The sequence below is a fragment of the Arthrobacter sp. JDC6 genome, assembly GCF_056484025.1.
Genome location: NZ_CM151278.1, coordinates 1,345,515 through 1,363,461, shown reverse-complemented (window position 1 = coordinate 1,363,461; position 17,947 = coordinate 1,345,515). Strand labels below are relative to the sequence as shown.

Annotated in this window: 14 protein-coding genes and 1 pseudogene; 6 read left to right on the top strand and 9 right to left on the bottom strand. The window is 65.2% G+C overall.

Annotated features, from left to right (window positions below; genetic code table 11):
• Positions 1–65: 65 nt before the first annotated feature.
• From ACV095_RS06400 to ACV095_RS06380, 5 genes are all read right to left on the bottom strand, one after another.
• Positions 66–575 (bottom strand): DUF3817 domain-containing protein, encoded by a 510-nt coding sequence (locus ACV095_RS06400; RefSeq protein WP_056394158.1) that lies wholly within the window; start codon positions 573–575, stop codon positions 66–68.
• Positions 572–1,462, bottom strand: a complete 891-nt coding sequence (locus ACV095_RS06395; protein WP_056394160.1) for an SURF1 family protein — start codon at positions 1,460–1,462, stop codon at positions 572–574. The genes ACV095_RS06400 and ACV095_RS06395 overlap by 4 nt, the downstream gene beginning before the upstream one ends.
• 97 nt (positions 1,463–1,559) lie before the next feature.
• Positions 1,560–2,048, bottom strand: coding sequence for a PTS sugar transporter subunit IIA (locus ACV095_RS06390; RefSeq protein WP_056394163.1), 489 nt, complete (start codon positions 2,046–2,048; stop codon positions 1,560–1,562).
• A 40-nt stretch (positions 2,049–2,088) separates the two neighbouring features.
• A complete protein-coding gene (locus ACV095_RS06385; protein WP_056394166.1) occupies positions 2,089–3,828 on the bottom strand; it encodes a glycerol-3-phosphate dehydrogenase/oxidase in 1,740 nt (579 codons plus the stop codon).
• Positions 3,829–3,931: 103 nt separating this feature from the next.
• Positions 3,932–5,068: a GuaB3 family IMP dehydrogenase-related protein gene (locus ACV095_RS06380; protein ID WP_018769221.1), complete on the bottom strand. Its 1,137-nt coding sequence runs from the start codon at positions 5,066–5,068 to the stop codon at positions 3,932–3,934.
• 56 nt (positions 5,069–5,124) lie between these two features.
• Between ACV095_RS06380 and ACV095_RS06375 the strand changes: the two genes are divergently transcribed.
• The gene (locus ACV095_RS06375; RefSeq protein ID WP_478223425.1) at positions 5,125–5,730 is read left to right on the top strand and encodes a hypothetical protein; all 606 of its coding nucleotides are present in this window, start codon (positions 5,125–5,127) and stop codon (positions 5,728–5,730) included.
• On the opposite strand, the gene ACV095_RS06370 is transcribed toward ACV095_RS06375, so the two are convergent.
• Positions 5,727–7,586, bottom strand: coding sequence for an ABC transporter ATP-binding protein (locus ACV095_RS06370; RefSeq protein ID WP_478223139.1), 1,860 nt, complete (start codon positions 7,584–7,586; stop codon positions 5,727–5,729). The two genes, ACV095_RS06375 and ACV095_RS06370, sit on opposite strands and share 4 nt — an antisense overlap.
• 502 nt (positions 7,587–8,088) lie before the next feature.
• On the opposite strand from ACV095_RS06370, the gene ACV095_RS06365 reads away from it, so the two are divergent.
• On the top strand, positions 8,089–10,575 hold the full coding sequence (locus ACV095_RS06365; RefSeq protein ID WP_478223138.1) for a GH32 C-terminal domain-containing protein: 2,487 nt from the start codon (positions 8,089–8,091) through the stop codon (positions 10,573–10,575).
• 68 nt (positions 10,576–10,643) lie between these two features.
• On the opposite strand, the gene ACV095_RS06360 is transcribed toward ACV095_RS06365, so the two are convergent.
• Both ACV095_RS06360 and ACV095_RS06355 read right to left on the bottom strand, forming a co-directional pair.
• Positions 10,644–10,937, bottom strand: coding sequence for a putative quinol monooxygenase (locus ACV095_RS06360; RefSeq protein WP_018769217.1), 294 nt, complete (start codon positions 10,935–10,937; stop codon positions 10,644–10,646).
• A gap of 28 nt (positions 10,938–10,965) precedes the next feature.
• Positions 10,966–11,965, bottom strand: a pseudogene (locus ACV095_RS06355) (LacI family DNA-binding transcriptional regulator).
• 164 nt (positions 11,966–12,129) lie between these two features.
• Between ACV095_RS06355 and ACV095_RS06350 the strand changes: the two are divergent.
• The 4 genes from ACV095_RS06350 (at position 12,130) to ACV095_RS06335 (ending at position 16,147) form a co-directional block, all read left to right on the top strand.
• Positions 12,130–13,248: a substrate-binding domain-containing protein gene (locus tag ACV095_RS06350; RefSeq protein WP_018769215.1), complete on the top strand. Its 1,119-nt coding sequence runs from the start codon at positions 12,130–12,132 to the stop codon at positions 13,246–13,248.
• Positions 13,249–13,272: 24 nt separating this feature from the next.
• Positions 13,273–14,319, top strand: a complete 1,047-nt coding sequence (locus ACV095_RS06345) for an ABC transporter permease (protein WP_018769214.1) — start codon at positions 13,273–13,275, stop codon at positions 14,317–14,319.
• Entirely contained in the window at positions 14,316–15,110 is a 795-nt protein-coding gene (locus ACV095_RS06340; protein ID WP_018769213.1) for an ATP-binding cassette domain-containing protein, read from the top strand. The genes ACV095_RS06345 and ACV095_RS06340 overlap by 4 nt, the downstream gene beginning before the upstream one ends.
• A 101-nt stretch (positions 15,111–15,211) precedes the next feature.
• A complete protein-coding gene (locus ACV095_RS06335) occupies positions 15,212–16,147 on the top strand; it encodes a carbohydrate kinase family protein (RefSeq protein WP_478223137.1) in 936 nt (311 codons plus the stop codon).
• A gap of 64 nt (positions 16,148–16,211) precedes the next feature.
• Here the strand turns inward: ACV095_RS06335 and guaB are convergent, their stop codons facing one another.
• Positions 16,212–17,723 carry an IMP dehydrogenase gene (gene guaB / locus ACV095_RS06330; protein WP_478223136.1) on the bottom strand — a complete coding sequence of 504 codons (1,512 nt, stop codon included), beginning with the start codon at positions 17,721–17,723 and terminating at the stop codon, positions 16,212–16,214.
• Between the last annotated feature and the right edge of the window lie 224 nt (positions 17,724–17,947).

Below are 17,947 nucleotides of genomic sequence, written 5' to 3'. Positions count from 1 at the left end.
AGACGTACGACGGCGGGCGGCCGCCGCGAGGGGCCAGGCACCTCAGCGGCCGGCAGCCCGGAGGGCTAGTACCGCTGCGGAGCCTGCGGGTTGGCAGCGAGTTCGGCCTCCGCCTCGGCGTGGAACTTCTTCTCGACGATGAAGGACAGGAACGGCACCACGCCGCCAAGGGCCAGCAGGACCAGCTTCAGGAAGGGCCAGCGCATCAGGGACCACAAGCGGAAGTTGGAGATCAGGTAGACGACGTACATCCAGCCGTGCACGATCAGGACCGTAACAGAGACGTTCACGCCGTTCAGTACTCCCGGCGGCTCGGCGTCCGCGAACCCGAAACCGAACGGCTGGCCGGTCACGGCGTTGGTGCCGCCGGCGAACAGGTACTGCCCGAAGCCGTACCGGGCCACGAGTTCAGCGCACAGCAGGAGCAGCATGGTGCCGGTGAGGTAGGCCATGACCCTATAGAACTTCAGGGCCGACCGGATCTGGGCCTCGGTGCCGCCGAAGCGGCGCTTCCTGCCGGACGTCTTGCCGCCGGGAGCCTGCGGGGACGGGGTGGCCGGTTTCGGATCAATCATGGCTGTACCTTCTGCTGGGACTGGTCAGGCTGCTGGTGCTGGTCAGGCTGGTGCGGGGGAAGCTGGTGCGGTTCGTGCGGTTCGTCCTGCTCGGAACCTTCGGCGTCATCGAGGGCCTCCTCGAGGTCCCGGTGGTAGTCGTCCTTGACCAGCCGCCACCAGATGAAGAGGGCAAAGCCGGCGAAGACGACCCACTCGATGGAGTAGAAGAGGTTGAGCCAGTTGATGTGCTGTGCCGGCGGCTGGGGGCCGATGTCCAGCGGCAAGAGGTTGCCGGGTACGGCCGCGGCACTCACGTCCTGGCCGCCCACCACCTCTGCGGTGGCCGACACGAAGCCCGGGTAGCTGCTCACGTCCCAGTAGTTGATGAGCTCCGCCACGGACACAGCCGAGGCCTCCCCCGGCTTCGGCGCTTTCCCGGCCACCGGCGCCTCGGACGGCAGCAGGCGTCCGGTCAGTTCAACAAGGCCCGACGGCGGTGCTGCCGCGTCCTGCGGTTCCGCCACCCACCCGCGTGCCACGGGGATCCAGGTCTGCGGTGTTGCGGCGGCTCCGGTCAGGGTGGGGGCGCCGTTCACGGCGAAGGCCGAGACCACCCAGTAGCCGCTCTTTCCGTCATGGAGCCGGCCGGGAACCAGGACCTGTTTGTCCGCACTGTACGTTCCCTGCGCAGTGACCATCTGGTCCGCGACGCTGCCGTGGAAGAACTCGCCAGGCTGGAGCGTGCTTGTCAGCGGCTGGACCTGTTCGGTGGCCGGATTAACGGGCACTTCGGGTTGGGTGGAGCGGCCGAACTGCCATTGGCTCAACAGCACGAAGACCCCGGAGAGCGCGATCGCGAAGACAAAGCCTGCGATCCATCGGGGCTTGAGGGCTGTTTTCCACACGTCTTAACCGTACTTCGTACTCTTGTAGAACAACTAAACGCCGGGGACGCCCGGACCTGGAAAGGGCGGACACGCGGGCCTGGTGGTCCGGGCGGACCTAGTGGTCGAAGAACACCAGGCTGGAGTTGATGAGTTCGGCGATCACTTCGGCGTCGTAGGCGCGCCGCAGCGATTCGCGGAAGGATTCCTTGGAAAGCGACCGTGCCAGGGTGGCCAGCACTTCCAGGTGGTCCGAAAAGGAACTGGCGGGGGTGGCTATCAGCAGGATCACCGTGGCCGGACCGTCGGCGGCGCCGAAGTCCAGGGCATGGCCGTACTTGGCGATCCCCACCGCGATCGAGGTCTGGGAGACGAACTCGCTGCGCGCATGCGGCAGCCCGATGCCGCCCGGGAGCCCCGTGGCGAGCTGGTGCTCGCGGGCATTGACGTTCTTCAGGAACCCGTCAAGATCCGAGATCCGCCCGGCTGCGTGCAGCCGTTCCGCCAACTGGGTGGTGGCGTCGGTCTTGTCCTTCGCTTCCATTTCCAGGATCACCATGTCGGCAGTGGTGAGGTGGGCGTCATACGGGTCCAGTGGTTCCGCCAAGGCGTATCCCTTCTGTCAGCAGTGCAGGGCGAACGGCCCCTCAGCGCAAGGGCACGATGTTTTCCGCGCCCAGGCGGGCGGCGTCTGCGGATTCGTCGTCCGGCTGTTGCTGGCTGAGGCGTTCGGCTTCCACGCGGGCAATGTAGTGGCGGACCTCGTTTTCACGCTGCGCGTCACTCCAGCCAAGGACGTCACCCATCAGTTTAGCGACAACAGGGGCAGCGGACACGCCGCGGTCCCAGGCCTCGATGGAAATGCGCGTCCGCCGGGTCAGGACGTCCTGCACGTGGCGGGCCCCTTCATGGGTTGCGGCATAGACGGCCTCCGCCTGCAGGTAGTCATCCGCTCCCGGGATGGGCTCGGCAAGTTCCTTGTTCTGCTCGATGATGGCCAGCACCTCGGGCGTCATGGAGCCGTACCGGTTGAGCAGGTGCTCGATCCGTGCCACATGGACCCCGGATTCCTCCGCGGTGCGGTTCCGGCGGTTCCAGGCCGCACGGAAGCCGCTGGCGCCCAGCAGCGGGATGGTTTCCGTGCAGCTCGGCGGGACCCGTTCGTCCATGGTGCGGGTGGCCTCGTCCACCGCATCCTTGGCCATGACCCGGTAGGTGGTCCACTTGCCGCCGGCCACCACCACCAGGCCGGGGACAGGGTGTGCCACAACGTGCTCGCGGGACAGCTTGGCGGTTGAATCGTTTTCACCGGCAAGCAGCGGCCGGAGTCCGGCATAGACCCCTTCAACGTCCTCCCTGGTCAGCGGGCGCTTGAGCACCTGGTTGACGTGCTCCAGGACGTAGTCGATGTCCTTGCTTGAGGCCGCGGGGTGGGCCTTGTCCAGGTGCCAGTCGGTGTCCGTGGTGCCGATGATCCAGTGCCGTCCCCACGGGATGACAAAGAGCACCGACTTTTCCGTGCGCAGGATCAGGCCCACGGTGGATTGGAAGCGGTCGCGGGGAACCACCAGGTGGATGCCCTTGGAGGCACGGACCTTCAACTGGCCCCGGTCGGTCACCATGGCCTGGGTTTCGTCCGTCCAGACTCCGGTGGCGTTGATGACCTGCTTGGCCCGGATGCTGAATTGCGTCCCGTCCTCATGGTTCTCCACCTTGGCTCCGACCACCCGCTCGCCCTCGCGCAGGAAGTCCACCACCGCCATCTGGTTCACGGCGTGGGCGCCGTAGTACGCAGCGGTACGCACCAGGTTTGCCACGTATTTGGCGTCGTCCACCTGTCCGTCGTAGTACCGGATGGATCCCACGAAGGCATCATTCTTCAGGCTGGGGGCGGCGCGCAGGGTGCCGCGCTTGCTCAGGTGCTTGTGGAACGGCACGCCGCGGCTGTGTCCGCTGGAGATGGACATGAGGTCATAGAGCGCGATGCCGGCGCCCACGTAAGGCCGCTCGACAAACGGTTTGGTGAGCGGATACAGGAAGGGCACCGGGCGGGCAAGGTGCGGGGCGATTTCGGAGAGCAGCAGCCCGCGTTCCTGCAGGGCCTCCTTGACCAGGGCGAAGTCGAGCATCTCCAGGTACCGCAGGCCGCCGTGGATGAGTTTCGAAGACCGTGACGACGTGCCGGCAGCCCAGTCGCTTGCCTCGACGATGCCAACGCTCAGCCCCCGGGTCACGGCGTCCAAAGCGGCTCCCGCTCCGACAATGCCGCCACCGACGATCAGGATGTCCAGTTCCCGGCCGGGTTCGGACGTGGCGCGCAACCGCTGGATGGATGCTTCCCTGGCTTCGGGGCCAAGGGCTCCGCCGTTTGCAGGAACACTCTTCATTGAACGCCTCCAGTGCCTCTAGTGCCGGTTGTAAACCCACACTACTTGCTGGCGGCGTGCTTTGGGCAGGGTGGGCGGCGCCCACCCTGCCCCGTCCAACGCGTCAGTTCCCTGCGTAGGGCGATACGACGACGTCGACCCGCTGGAATTCTTTGAGGTCCGAATAACCGGTGGTCGCCATGGAGCGGCGCAGCGCACCAATGAGGTTGGACGTGCCGTTGGTGTGGTGGCCGGGCCCGAAGAGGACTTCCTCCAGCGGACCCACGGTGCCGACGTTGGCGCGGTCACCGCGCGGCAGTTCCAGGTGGTGCGCCTCCTGGCCCCAGTGCCAGCCCTTGCCGGGTGCCTCTTCGGCGCGCGCCAGCGCGCTGCCCAGCATGACGGCGTCGGCGCCCATGGCGATGGCCTTGACGATGTCACCCGAGGTGCCCATGCCGCCGTCGGCAATGACGTGCACGTAGCGGCCGCCGGACTCGTCCATGTAGTCCCGGCGGGCGGCCGCGACGTCGGAAATGGCTGACGCCATGGGCGAGTGGATGCCCAGGGCGCGCCGCGTGGTGGTGGTTGCGCCGCCCCCGAAGCCCACCAGCACACCAGCCGCGCCGGTCCGCATGAGGTGCAGCGCCGGGGTGTAGCCGGCCGCCCCGCCCACGATGACGGGGACGTCGAGTTCGTAGATGAACTGCTTCAGGTTCAGCGGTTCGTGGTTCTTGGAGACATGCTCGGCGGAGACGGTAGTGCCCCGGATGACGAAGATGTCGACGCCAGCGGCCACGACCGTCTTGTAGTGCTCCTGGGTGCGCTGCGGGGTGAGCGATCCGGCCACGGTGACGCCGGCCTCGCGGATCTCGGCCAGGCGGGACGTGATGAGTTCCGGCTGGATGGGCGCCCGGTACAGCTCCTGCATCCTGCCAGTGACGGCTGGGCTGTTGGTTTCGTCCTGGAGCGCAGCGATTTCATCCAGAACAGACTGCGGATCCTCGTACCGGGTCCAGAGTCCCTCGAGGTCAAGGACGCCCAGTCCGCCCAGCTTGCCCAGTGCGATGGCCGTTGCCGGTGACATGGCGGAGTCCATCGGGGCCGCGATCACCGGCATGTCGAACTGGTAGGCGTCGATCTGCCAGGAGACGGAAACGTCCTTGGGGTCGCGGGTGCGACGGTTGGGGACGATTGCAATGTCATCCAGGGAGTAGGCACGACGCCCACGCTTGCCACGGCCGATCTCGATCTCATAAGTCACTGCTCTAGGTTATCCCAGCAGCCCCGTTGGTCCCGGCCGGTGGCTACAGTGGCATGATGGGCAGACGCTGGATCTTCGACGGGCACATCGCCGGCATTGGCACCACATCCGGACTGCGCGCGGTGGTTGGCATGTGGCAGGAGTCCCCTTTCGGGACCTTCTCGGACGTCATGGTGCAGGAACCCTCAGGTCACCGCCTGCTGCTTGCGCCGTCCGCCGACGTTGCCGGCTTCATAGCGTCGACCTACAGCTTTGATGAGGTGCGCATGGTGGACGTTGCTGCCGGACTGTCCGGCGGCGCGTTGGCGGTCGACGCCGGGCCGCTGGCAATCCAGGCAGTCACCGGGGCGAGGACCTACCTCGGTTCCGCGCTGAAGGCAGTTCCCAGGCGACTTGCAGTCCATCCACGCTGGCTCTCCGCAGTCAGTCCGCTGGCCGCCCTGGCAGCCCGCGGTGCCCGCACCTACGGCACGGCGGGCAGCGGCAGGGCAGAGTTTTACGGGGTGACGGACTTGCACCACGTGACCTCCGCCGTCGTTTCATGGGAAGGCGCCGACGCCGGAGCGCTGGCCCCCATCCGGCCCGCCGTGACCTTCGGTTTCAGCAGCGTCCCGCCCAGGCCCAGTGTCGCGAGGGTGCGCACCACCATAGTGGAGGCTTAGTTTGCTGTAGGTTCCTCTACCGTCAGCTGGGATTCGAACATCCTGAAGTACCTGCCGTGCAGGGCCACCAGTTCCTTGTGCGTGCCCTGCTCCACGATTTCGCCGTCCTCCAGCATGTACACGATGTCGGCTTTCTCGATGGTGGCAAGCCGGTGGCTGATGGCGATGATGGTGCTGCTGCGGTCCGCGAAGAGCCGGGTGAAGATGCGGTGTTCGGCCAGGGCATCAATGGCGGAGGTGGGCTCGTCCATCACCATGAAGGACGCGTCCCGGTAGAAGTTCCTGGCCATGGCAAGGCGCTGCCACTGGCCGCCGGAAAGGCCGCTGCCCTTCCGGCCGCGCGGGTCCTCCATCCAGTTGCTGACGTGGTTGTCCAGGCCGTTGGGCAGCTTATTGATGAAGTCGAGCGCCTCGGCATCCGCGGCCGCCTTGCGGATGCGGTCATCGTCCCGCGGCGAGTCAACGTCGCCGAAGTAGATGTTCTCCGCCGCGGTGGCAAACTCGTATTTCAGGAACTCCTGGCTCAGCACCGCCAGGTGGCGGTGCCAGGAGGTGACGTCGACGGCGGCGAGGTCCACGCCGTCGAGCAGCACCTGGCCGGAGTCCGGACGGTAAAGGCCGGCCAGGATGCGGATCAGCGTGGACTTGCCGGCACCGTTCTCCCCCACGATGGCAATGTGCTGGCCTTGGCGGATGGTCAGGCTGATGCCCCTGATCACTTCGATGTCACTGCCGGTGTACGTGAAGCGGATGTCCTTCAGCTCGACTTCCTTCGGCGCTGCCAGCAACGGCGGCGCGTGCTCCGAGTGAACCGGCATTGCCATGAACAACTCGTAGTCCTTCAGGTTGGCGAGGTCTTCATCAATGGAGCTCAAGGAGGACACCAGGTTGTTCGCGGTGGACAGGGCGCGGCTGACGATCTGCTGCACATAGAGGAACTGGCCCACGGGCTGGGCACGGGCAATGATCTGACCCACCACCCAGATCAGCGACACCACCTCCGCACCGTACTGGAGTGCATCGGCGGCCAGCTGCTTGGGGATGTAGCGCCGCTGGTAGTCAAGGCGCCGCCGCTCGTCTGCGTCCCGGAGCCGGGAGCGTAGGTCCATGAGGAAACCGACAATGCCATACAGCCGCATCTCGGCAATGTGCTGCGGCCGGAGGAGGTTGGTTTCAATCATCCGGCGTTGGCGGCGTGAGTCCACCTGCGTGTTCCAGTGCGCAATCTGTTCCCTGGACAGCTTGAACTGCAGGTACACGCTGGGCACGATCGCCACCAGGACGATCACGGCGATCCACCAGCTGACCAACAGCAGGGCGCCGATGGCCAGGATGACCGAGATGAGCTGCGTAAAGATAGCGGCAATGCGGTCCAGGACCCTTGCATAGGAGTCGGAGAACCGTTTGGCGCGGTCGTAGAGGTCCACGGTTTCTTTGTCGTCATAGCGCCAGAATTCGAGGGCGAGGAAACGCTGATACATCTGGTCGCCCACAATGGCGCCCACCTTGAAGCTCATCAACTGCTGGATGTACCGGTCAACGCTGTTGAAGGCGCCCCAGAAGAGTCCCAGCGCCGCGGTGACAATGACGTAGACGATCGCAACGCGTCCGGCTCCGGCGTCGCCCGCGTAGGCTGCGGCCAGCGCGGTGGTGGTGAGGGACGCAAAGTAGGTGGTGACCAGGGGAAGAACGGCCGAGATCAGCGAGCCGAGCACCTTCATGATCACCGCGCCCGGGGATGCACGGAAACTGACCCGCAAGACCTGGGCCACGGCGCGGGCGTAAGGCCGTATGGCAAGCCGCCGGTGGGGTTCGCTCTTCGGGCTCAGTTCCGCCGGATGGCGTGATGGGGGCATACCTCAAGCCTAGGGCGCGCACCGAAAGTTTGCGGTAGCCCGGAAGGGCGTTCGGCGCAGCCAACAACCGTTGCCGCAGGCCGGCTGGGGCTGGTTCTGCAGGTCCGTTCCCACCTCTTGCCCGCTGTCATGACAACGGTGTCTAGCGCCGTGCCGGTCAGACGGGCTCGAAAGCAGCCAGGTCCTTGCCGATGCCCGGCCGCCGGAGTTCGTTGACTTGTCTCGTGGACTTAACCTACGCTCCGTCACGTATTGACATCGTTGTCTAACTGAACGCGCGATGAAGGGCGACCTCAAAATGCACAGAAAACAAAAGGGAAGCACGCGGCTCCTTTCGGCCCTGACGCTGACGGGTTTGATATTGACCGGAGCGTTGGCCGGCGCTGGACCTGCGATTGCAGGGAAGTCGGACGGGAATCCTCCCCCCGGGCCCACCACGGGCAGCACTTTGGGCCAGGAAACCTACAGGCCGGCGTACCATTTCTCGCCGGCCAAGAACTGGATGAACGATCCCAACGGAATGGTCTACCACAAGGGGATCTACCATCTTTTCTTCCAGCACAACCCGTCCGGAAACACCTGGGGCAACATGTCCTGGGGACATGCCACCTCCACTGACCTCGTTCATTGGCAGGAGCAGCCGCTCGCCATTTCCACGGATACCCAGGAGGACGTGTTCTCGGGCAGCGTTGTGGTGGACAAGAACAATACATCCGGTCTGGGGACTACGGAGAACCCGCCGCTGATTGCGATTTACACCAGTGCCTACAAAGACGCCTCGCCGCACCGCGGGCTCCAGGCCCAGTCGCTGGCCTACAGCCTTGATGACGGACAAACCTGGACCAAATACAGTGCGGACCCGGTCCTGAACCGGAACTCCGCCAACTTCCGGGACCCAAAGGTGTTTTGGTACAGCACTGCCGAAGGCGGCTACTGGGTGATGGCGGCCGTTGAGGCCCTGGACCACAAAGTACTGCTTTACAAGTCAACCAACCTCAAGGACTGGACGGCCCTGAGCGAATTCGGGCCCGCCAATGCCACGGGCGGACTGTGGGAATGCCCCGACCTCTTCCCGCTGGCCGTTGACGGAGACCCGAACAACGTCAAATGGGTCATGGTGATCAATATCAATCCCGGCGGGGTGGCTGGCGGCTCGGCGGGTCAGTACTTCGTGGGCAGCTTCGATGGCGTCACGTTTACCTCGGAGACCACGAAACCCAGCGATGCGCTACCCTCCGGAACCCCCGTGGCGGGATTCAACGACGGCACATACAACGGGTGGGCCGTGAGCAATGAACCCGGCAACTGGAAGAACGGACCCTTCACTGACGCTCCGGCAGCCGGAACCCTGCCGGGCCAAAACCTCGTTGGCGGGTTCGTAGGCGCGGGCTTGATAAATTCCTTCAACGACGGCGACTGGCCCCTGGGGTCCATGTCCTCGCCTGGCTTTACCGTAGACAGCGACTACATCAACTTCCTGGTGGGTGGAGGCCAGCATCCGCGGGTCTCCGACAAGCTGGACAATACGCCGCCGCCGGGAGACCTGCTGTTCAATGGCTTCGAGGTCCCGGACGGCACTACCCTCGCCGACGCCGGCTGGACCGGCACGGGCGACCTCGCGCCGTCGTATCAGCCCGCCACGGCGGGAGGCGACTACTACATCGGCGCTAAACGCATCAACACCTTCGAAACAGGCGCGGCCCCGGGTGACGACCGGCAAGGCAGCCTGACCTCCCCCGAGTTCACGCTCTCCCGGAACTTTGTGAGCATGCTGGTAGGCGGCGGGCACCGTTCCCCGGACTCCGGGCAAGTACTGGAGGCCCAGTTGCTGGTGGACGGGAACGTGGTGCGCACCCTGGCCGGGGACGACGCCGGCGCGCTCAACTGGAAGGGCTGGGATGTCTCCGAATTCGCGGGCAAGCAGGCCCGGCTTCGAATCGTTGACCAGGCGACCGGCGGCTGGGGGCACCTCACCGCTGACCATGTCATGCTGACCGACCAGGCTGCGGTGCCGCGCTCGGACGAAACCACCGTGAACCTGGTGGTGGATGGCAAAGTGGTGCGCACAGCTACCGGTGCGAACAGTGAGGTGCTGGACTGGGCGTCGTGGAACGTGGCGGAATTCCGCGGCCGCCAAGCGCAGATCAGGGTCGTGGACAACAACCGGTTCGGCTGGGGACACATCCTGGCCGACGAGTTCACCGCTTCCCCGCAGCCGGCCCGGCCGCGCCTCAACAGTTATGACTGGCTGGACTATGGCCGCGACTACTATGCCTCGGTTTCCTTCGGCAACATGCCCGAAGATAAGCGGGTCATGCTCGGCTGGATGAACAACTGGGACTACGCCAACAGCATTCCCACTTTCCCATGGCGCAGCGCGATGTCGCTGCCCCGCGAGATCGGCCTGACGCAAACGCCGGACGGCCCGCGGCTGACGCAGCAGGCAGTGAAGCAGGTGGACGGGCTGGCCTCTGCGCCCAGTTACCGGAATACCGCAGGCGGGACCATCACTCCCGGAACGCATGCCCTGCCTTCCGCGGCGTCGGGGGATGTGCAGCGGATCGATGTGACCTTCGCTCCCGGCACTGCGGTCAAGTCCGGGATCACCCTATTCGGAAACGGATCATCGTCCACAGCCGTCGGTTACGACGCCGCCACAAAAGAGGTCTATGTCGATCGCGCGAATTCGGGCAATGTCGGCTTCCATCCGCTGTTTGCCTCGGTCGATTCGGCACCGGTCAGCGTGGATGCCCAGGGAAATGTGACCCTCCGGATCTACGTGGACAGGTCCTCGGTGGAAGTCTTCGCCCAAGGCGGACTGCGGACAATCACCGATCAGGTCTTCCCTGCGGACGGAGCCAAGGAGGTAGCGCTGTTCGCCGAGGGCGGCGTTGCGCAGTTGAAGTCGCTCACCGTCACACCGATGAAACAGGCCATGTTCCTGGCGTCCCTCAAGGCGGTCAACGCCGGAGGGAAGGCCCGGGGCTGAGAAAGCAGGCTTCAGCATGCCCAGCCGGCGGCATCCGGTGGCCGGGCATGCTGAAGCCCCCGGCGAAACTATTCCACCGGCTGCAGCCAGGTCAGGACCGACCCGTCCTCTTCGATGTGCCGCGCCAGCTCGGCATTGAATGTGGCTCCGTATTCGGCGGTGATGTGCTCCTGGAAAGCGTCGTCGTCCCGGTACACCTCGAATACGAAGTACTCACGCGGGTTGGACTCCCGGGTATACGGAAGGAAATGTTCGTTGCCCGGCTCGCGGCGCACGCGCTCCGTCAGTTCCCGCATCATCTCCGCGACGCGTCCTTCGCTTCCGGGCTTGACGGTGAATTCTGCATACAGTGTTTTGGTCATGGGCTTGCTTCTTTCTGTTGTGGGTGGGTCAGTTCGACGGCGGCAGCTCGCCCGAGCCGCGCACGATCAGTTCCGAGGGGACAACATAAGTCTGGGGAGCGCTGTCGTCGCCGTCCATGCGGGCGAGCAACCGCTCAGCGGCGAGCTTCCCGATCCGGTCAGGATGCTGTGCGATGACGGTGATGCCCGGGTCCATCATGTCGGCGAGTGTGAAGTCGTCGAAGCCCACCAACGCCACCCGGTGGCTGGCTCCCCGTTCACGCAGTGCCCTCATGACGCCGAACGTCACGAGGTTCTGGCTGGAGAAGATGGCAGTAGGCGGGTTGTCGGACGCAAGGAGTTCGTGGGCAGCGAGCCGCGCTGATTCTTCGTCGTGCAGGCCATCGCGAACCGGAACAGAACCGGTGGCAACGCCCGCCCGGCCGAGTTCCTCCATGAAGCCCCTGCGGCGATCGCGGGCAGTCTGGATATCAGGGCGGTCACCCAGGTAGGCAAGTTTGGTATGGCCGTGCTTGAGGAGATGGGCTGCAGCCCGCGCAGAGCCGGCAGCGTTGTCGGTTACCACAGCGTCGGCCTCGATCCCCACCGGCTCGCGGTCGATGAAGACGAGGGGCAGGTCCCGGGAGTGCTCGGGGATCACGTAGGCCTGGCTCCTGGCAATGGGTGTCAGGAGCCAGGCCATCCACCCTGCGCCCGAGGAACGCTCCCACCAGGGCCTTCTCCCGCTCGGGGTCGTCGTCGAGGCTTGCAGCGAACACGGCGATTCCGCGCTCGGTGAGGGCGTCTTCCAGTGCGCGGTGGATTTCGCTGCTGAAAGGGTTGGCAACGCTGGGCAGCAGCAACCCGATGGACAAGGTCTTTCGGCCGGCGCGACGCAGGCTCCCCGCCGCCATGTCCAATTGGTAGTGCAACTGCTGGGAAGCTCCCAGGACACGCTGGCGCGTGGCCTCCGAAACGCCGGGCTCGTCATTCATCACCCGGGAAACAGTCTTGATCCCAACGCCAGCCAAGGCGGCCACATGGCGCATGGTGGGTCGGTTCGTGCTGACCTCGGACTGGTAACGATTAGACATCGTTGTCAATACCTCGCTCTTCATCATTGATTCACACTTGACTCTACCCTGTGACATTGATTACATGAGCGATGACATCGTTGTCAGGCACGCTAAGTGCCCTGAGACCAGGAGATTCAATGTTGAGTTCCAAAACCCCGCGGCACACTGTTACTCGTTCCCTCGCCATCGGCGCAGTCCTGACCCTGGGCGCCCTCAGCCTCTCGGCCTGCGGGGGCAACTCTTCCGCAACAGGCTCCACCGACGGTACTTCCTCGGAGAAAATCGGTGTCTCACTGATCGTGAAGACCACGTCGAACCCGTTCTTCGTCTCCATGCAGGAGGGTGCGAAGAAGGCGGCTGCTACGGACGGCGTCGACCTCAAGCTCGCGGCAGGAAAGGCCGACGGCGACGAAGACACCCAGATCCAGGCAATCGAAAACGCCATCTCCAAGGGCGACAAAGGCATCCTCATCACGCCCAACGGCCCGTCCGTCGTCGACGCCCTGAAGAAGGCGAAGGACGCCGGGCTGTTCGTCATCGCACTGGACACCCCACCGGACCCGGCCGATGCCGCCGACATCACCTTCGCAACCGACAACTTCGCCGCCGGCGAGCTGATCGGCAAGTGGACCGCGGCGCAGCTGGGCGGCAAGAAGGCCACCATCGCGCTGATCGACCTCTTCGACGACAAGGTTGTCTCGGTTGACTACAACCGCGACCAGGGCTTCCTGACCGGCCTGGGCGTTGACACCGCCGACAAGAAGAAGAACGGCGACGAAGCCAAGACCGGAAAGTACACCGGCGGCAAGGGCGGCGAGTACGAGATCGTGGGCAACCAGGCTTCGCAGGGCGCCGAGGACGGTGGCCGAACCGCCATGGAAACGCTGCTCTCCAAGAATCCGAACATCAACGTCGTCTACACCATCAACGAACCGGCCGCAGCGGGCGCCTTTGAAGCCCTGAAGTCTGCAGGTAAGGAAAAGGACGTGCTGGTGGTCTCCGTTGATGGCGGTTGCGCGGGCGTGAACAACGTCAAGTCCGGCATCATCGGTGCCACCGCGCAGCAGTACCCGGTCAAGATGGCCGAACTGGGCGTCAAGGCAATCGTCGACCTCGCCAAGACCGGCAAGAAGCCCGAAAACTCTGCCGGCCTGGACTTCTTCAACACCGGCGTCGAACTGGTCACCGACAAGGCGGCTGACGGCGTCAAGAGCATCACGACCACGGACGCCACCCAGATCTGCTGGGGCAAGTAAGCCGGAACTGTGACAGGAGCAACGATGACCCAGCAACAAACCGCAGGCCCGCCGGTTACCGGGCCCACCGACCTGGCCGAGGAATTCCTCGACCGCCAAACTCCCCTTAGCCGCATCCGCAATGTGCTGCACCGCTACCCGGCACTGAGCCCGGCCATCGTCCTGATTGTGGCGGTGGTGGTGTTCGGCCTGCTCAATGACCGCTTCCTGCGGTTCGAGAACCTGTCCCTGATCACCCAGCAGGTGTCCGTCGTCGGAACCCTGGCCATCGCCCAGACCCTCATCATCCTCACCGCCGGAATCGACCTTTCCGTGGGCGCCGTGATGATCCTGGCCTCCATGGTGGTGGCGCAGTTGGCTGTGAACAACGGCATGCCGGGACCCATCGCACTGGTGGCGGGGCTCGTCGTCGGACTTGCCGCCGGGGCTGTCAACGGCTTCCTGGTGACCAGGTTCCGGCTCCCTCCGTTCATCGTGACGCTGGGAACCCTGAACATCTTCATCGCCCTGACCCTGCTCTACTCGGGCGGCTCCACGGTCCGTGGCTCGAGCATGCCGGGGCTCCTGACCTGGATGGGCAGCACGTTCCCCGTTGGGCCCGTTCGCATCTCCACCGGCGTGGTCATGATGCTCCTGCTCTATGTGGCGGTCGCCTTCATCCTGGGCAAGACGGCGTGGGGGCGGCACGTGTACGCAGTCGGCGATGACAAGGAAGCCGCCCGCCTGGCCGGTATCCCCGTCAACCGCGTCCTGATGAGCGTCTACCTCGCGGCCGGCGCGGTGCTGGCGATCGGAGCGTGGATCCAGATCGGGCGTACCAACGCAGCAAGCCCCAACGCCGGGGTGGACCTGAACCTGGACTCCATTACCGCCGTCGTGATTGGCGGGACCAGCCTCTTCGGCGGCCGCGGCTCCGTCTGGGGATCCCTCCTCGGTGCGCTGATCGTGGGCGTTTTCCGCAACGGGCTTTCCCTGGCCGGGCTGGACGTGCTGTTCCAAACCCTCGCCGTCGGCGTCCTCATCATCATCGCTGTGTCGATCGACCAGTGGATCCGAAAGGTGAAGTCATGACCTCCACCGGGATTGAATCCCCCAAGACCGAAACCCGGCAGCCGATCCTCCAGGCGCGGAACCTCGTCAAGACCTTCGGCAAGGTGGTTGGCCTTGACGGTGTCAGCCTTGAGCTGTATCCGGGCGAGGTGCTGGCCATCATCGGCGACAACGGCGCCGGCAAGTCCACCCTCATCAAGTGCCTCACCGGGGCCGAGGTTCCGGACTCGGGCGAGCTCCTGGTTTCCGGCCAGCCGGTGCACTTCAAGCGTCCGCAGGATGCCCGCGCGCATGGAATCGAAACGGTCTACCAGAACCTGGCGGTCTCGCCGGCCCTGGACGTGGCGTCGAACCTGTTCCTGGGCCGGGAGGAACGGGTGGCCGGACCGCTCGGGTCCATCTTCAGGGTCCTGGACACCAAGGGGATGCGCCGTAAGGCGAAGGAGGAGCTCACCCGTCTCGGAATTTCGACCCTTCAGGATGTCACCGTCCCAGTGGAGAACCTCTCCGGCGGACAGCGCCAGGCCGTGGCTGTGGCAAGGGCAGCAGCGTTCGGTTCCAAGGTGGTGGTGCTCGACGAGCCCACCGCGGCACTGGGCGTGCGGGAGTCGAACCAGGTCCTCCAGCTGGTCCGGGATCTGCGGGACCGCGGCCTTCCAGTCATCCTGATCAGCCACAACATGCCGCACGTTTTTGACGTTGCCGACAGGATCCACATCCAGCGTCTCGGCAAATGCGCCGCCACGATCACCCCGAAGTCGCACAGCATGACCGACGCGGTGGCCATCATGACCGGCGCCGCCACGGCCTGATCCGCGTTCGACCGCTTTCCTTCACTCCCCTTCCTGTTCTCGGACCTGCTCGCCTGCCCCGGGCGGCAGGTCCGCGCCCGTCTTCACGAAAGTTTGCTCCCATGCCCTACACCAGTGGCTCCGGCACCAGCGCCTCCACTCCCGATGTCATCGTGGTTGGCGAAGCACTCGTCGACGTCGTCCGCACCTCCGAAGGCACGGCGGAGCACCCCGGCGGTTCCCCGGCCAACGTCGCCTACGGGCTGGCACGGTTGGGCGTGCGAACCAGCCTCCTGACCTCAATAGGCGACGACGAACGCGGCGCCCTGATCGAGCGTCACCTGGGCAGCGCCGGAGTTGCGCTGCTGCCAGGGTCGAAATCACCGGGCCGCACGGCTTCCGCCACCGCCACGCTGGGCGCTGACGGGTCCGCCAGCTACGAATTCGACGTTTCCTGGGAGCTGCCGCCGGTGCACCCCGCCACCTTTCCCAAGGTGCTCCACACCGGCTCGATCGCCAGCTTCCTGGCGCCCGGAGCCGGTACCGTCAAGAGCCTCCTGGAACGGGCGCACCGTGAATGCCTGGTTTCCTACGATCCCAATATCCGCCCCGCACTCTTGGGCAGCCACGCGGAAGCCCTCGCTGTTTTCGAAGACCTGGCCCCCTTAGCGGACGTGCTGAAGCTTAGCGACGAGGATGCCCGGTGGCTCTACCCGGGGGTGACGTTCGAGGACGCCGCGGCGCGGATCCTGGAACTTGGTGCGGGCATGGCTGTGGTCACCATGGGTTCAGCCGGCTCGCTGCTGGCAACACCCGCCACACGGGTGCAGATTCCGTCCGTTCGAACGGTAGTGGCAGACACCATCGGAGCCGGTGATTCCTATATGGCGGCCCTGATCTACGGCCTGCTCTGCCGGAGCACCGATGGCTTGGCGCCGTCCGTCCTGGAAACCCTGGGCAGGATGGCATCCAAGGCTGCCGCGATTACGGTCAGCCGCCCGGGCGCCAATCCGCCCACCCTTGAGGAGCTGACGTCGGAACTGCAGCCGGCGGTATAGGGGCTCAAATGCGGAAGGAGGCGGGGAATTCCCCACCTCCTTCCGCAGCACTAAGCCACCGGGATCAGCGCGAACCGTAGTTCGGCGCCTCCACGGTCATCTGGATGTCATGCGGGTGCGATTCCTTGAGTCCGGCAGACGTGATGCGAACAAACTTGCCGCGGGCCTTCAGCTCCGGGATGGTCGGTGCCCCGGTGTAGAACATGGTCTGACGCAGGCCCCCCACCAACTGGTACGCCACCGAGGACAGCGGCCCGCGGTAGGCAACGCGGCCTTCGATGCCTTCGGGGATCAGCTTGTCGTCGCCGGACACGTCCGCCTGGAAGTAGCGGTCCTTGGAGTAGGACGTGTTCTTGCCGCGGGACTGCATGGCGCCCAGGGAGCCCATGCCGCGGTAGGACTTGAACTGCTTGCCGTTGACGAAGATCAGCTCGCCCGGGGACTCGTCACAGCCCGCCAGCAGCGATCCCAGCATGACGGTGTCGGCTCCGGCCACCAGTGCCTTGCCGATATCGCCCGAGTACTGCAGGCCGCCGTCGGCGATCAGCGGCACGCCGGCCGGCATGGCAGCCTTGGCGGATTCGTAGATGGCGGTAATCTGCGGGACGCCCACGCCGGCCACCACGCGGGTGGTGCAGATGGAGCCCGGACCAACACCCACCTTGATGCCGTCCGCGCCGGCGTCGATCAGTGCCTGGGCGCCTTCGCGGGTGGCAGCCTGGCCGCCGATGATGTCCACGTGGGCGGCCACGGGGTCGGACTTGAGCCGGCGGATCATGTCCAGCACACCCTGGGAGTGGCCGTTGGCGGTGTCCACGAACAGGGCATCGACGCCGGCGTCCACCAGGGCCATGGCCCGCTCCCAGCCGTCACCGAAGAAGCCGATGGCAGCACCCACGCGGAGCCGGCCCTCGTCGTCCTTGGTGGCCAGCGGGTACTGCTCGGCTTTGGTGAAGTCCTTGGTGGTGATGAGGCCCTTGAGCCGGCCCTGCTCGTCCACCAGCGGGAGCTTTTCGATTTTGTTGGTTGCGAGCTTGTGCGAGGCTTCCTCGCGGCTGATTCCCACGTGTCCGGTGACCAGGGGCATCTTGGTCATGACGTCGCTGACCAGCCGCAGCGGGAAATCGGCCTCGGGGACAAAGCGGGTGTCGCGGTTGGTGACGATGCCAAGCAGGCGGTTGTCCTCGTCCACCACGGGCAGGCCGGAGACGCGGTAGTGGGCGCAAAGGTCATCAAGTTCCCGCAGCGTGGCCTCGGGACGGATGGTGAGCGGGTTGGTGATCATCCCTGACTCGCTCCGCTTGACCCGGTCCACCTGGTCAGCCTGGTCGGCGATGGACAGGTTGCGGTGCACCACGCCCAGGCCACCCTGGCGGGCCATCGCGATAGCCATGCGGGATTCCGTCACGGTGTCCATTGCGGCGGAAAGCAGCGGGGTCTGCACCGTGATCCGCTTGGAGATCCGCGAGGAGGTGTCTGCTTCGGACGGGATCACGTCGGTGTGGCCCGGCAGGAGCAGGACGTCATCGTAGGTCAGGCCGATGAAGCCAAAGGGGTTGTGTTCGGGCTCGGTCATGAGTGCGCCTCTTACCTTGGTTGCTGGGTCACGGGTAGGGGTTGCAGCCGATGACCAGCCCGTTATTACGGAACTGGCCTGTGCAGACGATCCTGCGGGACCACCGTGCAGGACGGCGTTCCGGGGGCAGAAAGTGTTGAGTAAATATTAGAACCTCGGCGCCGATCCCCCTATTCCACGCCGGTAATGTGAGCAACCGCACGCCCCCACCCACCCTTAGGGCC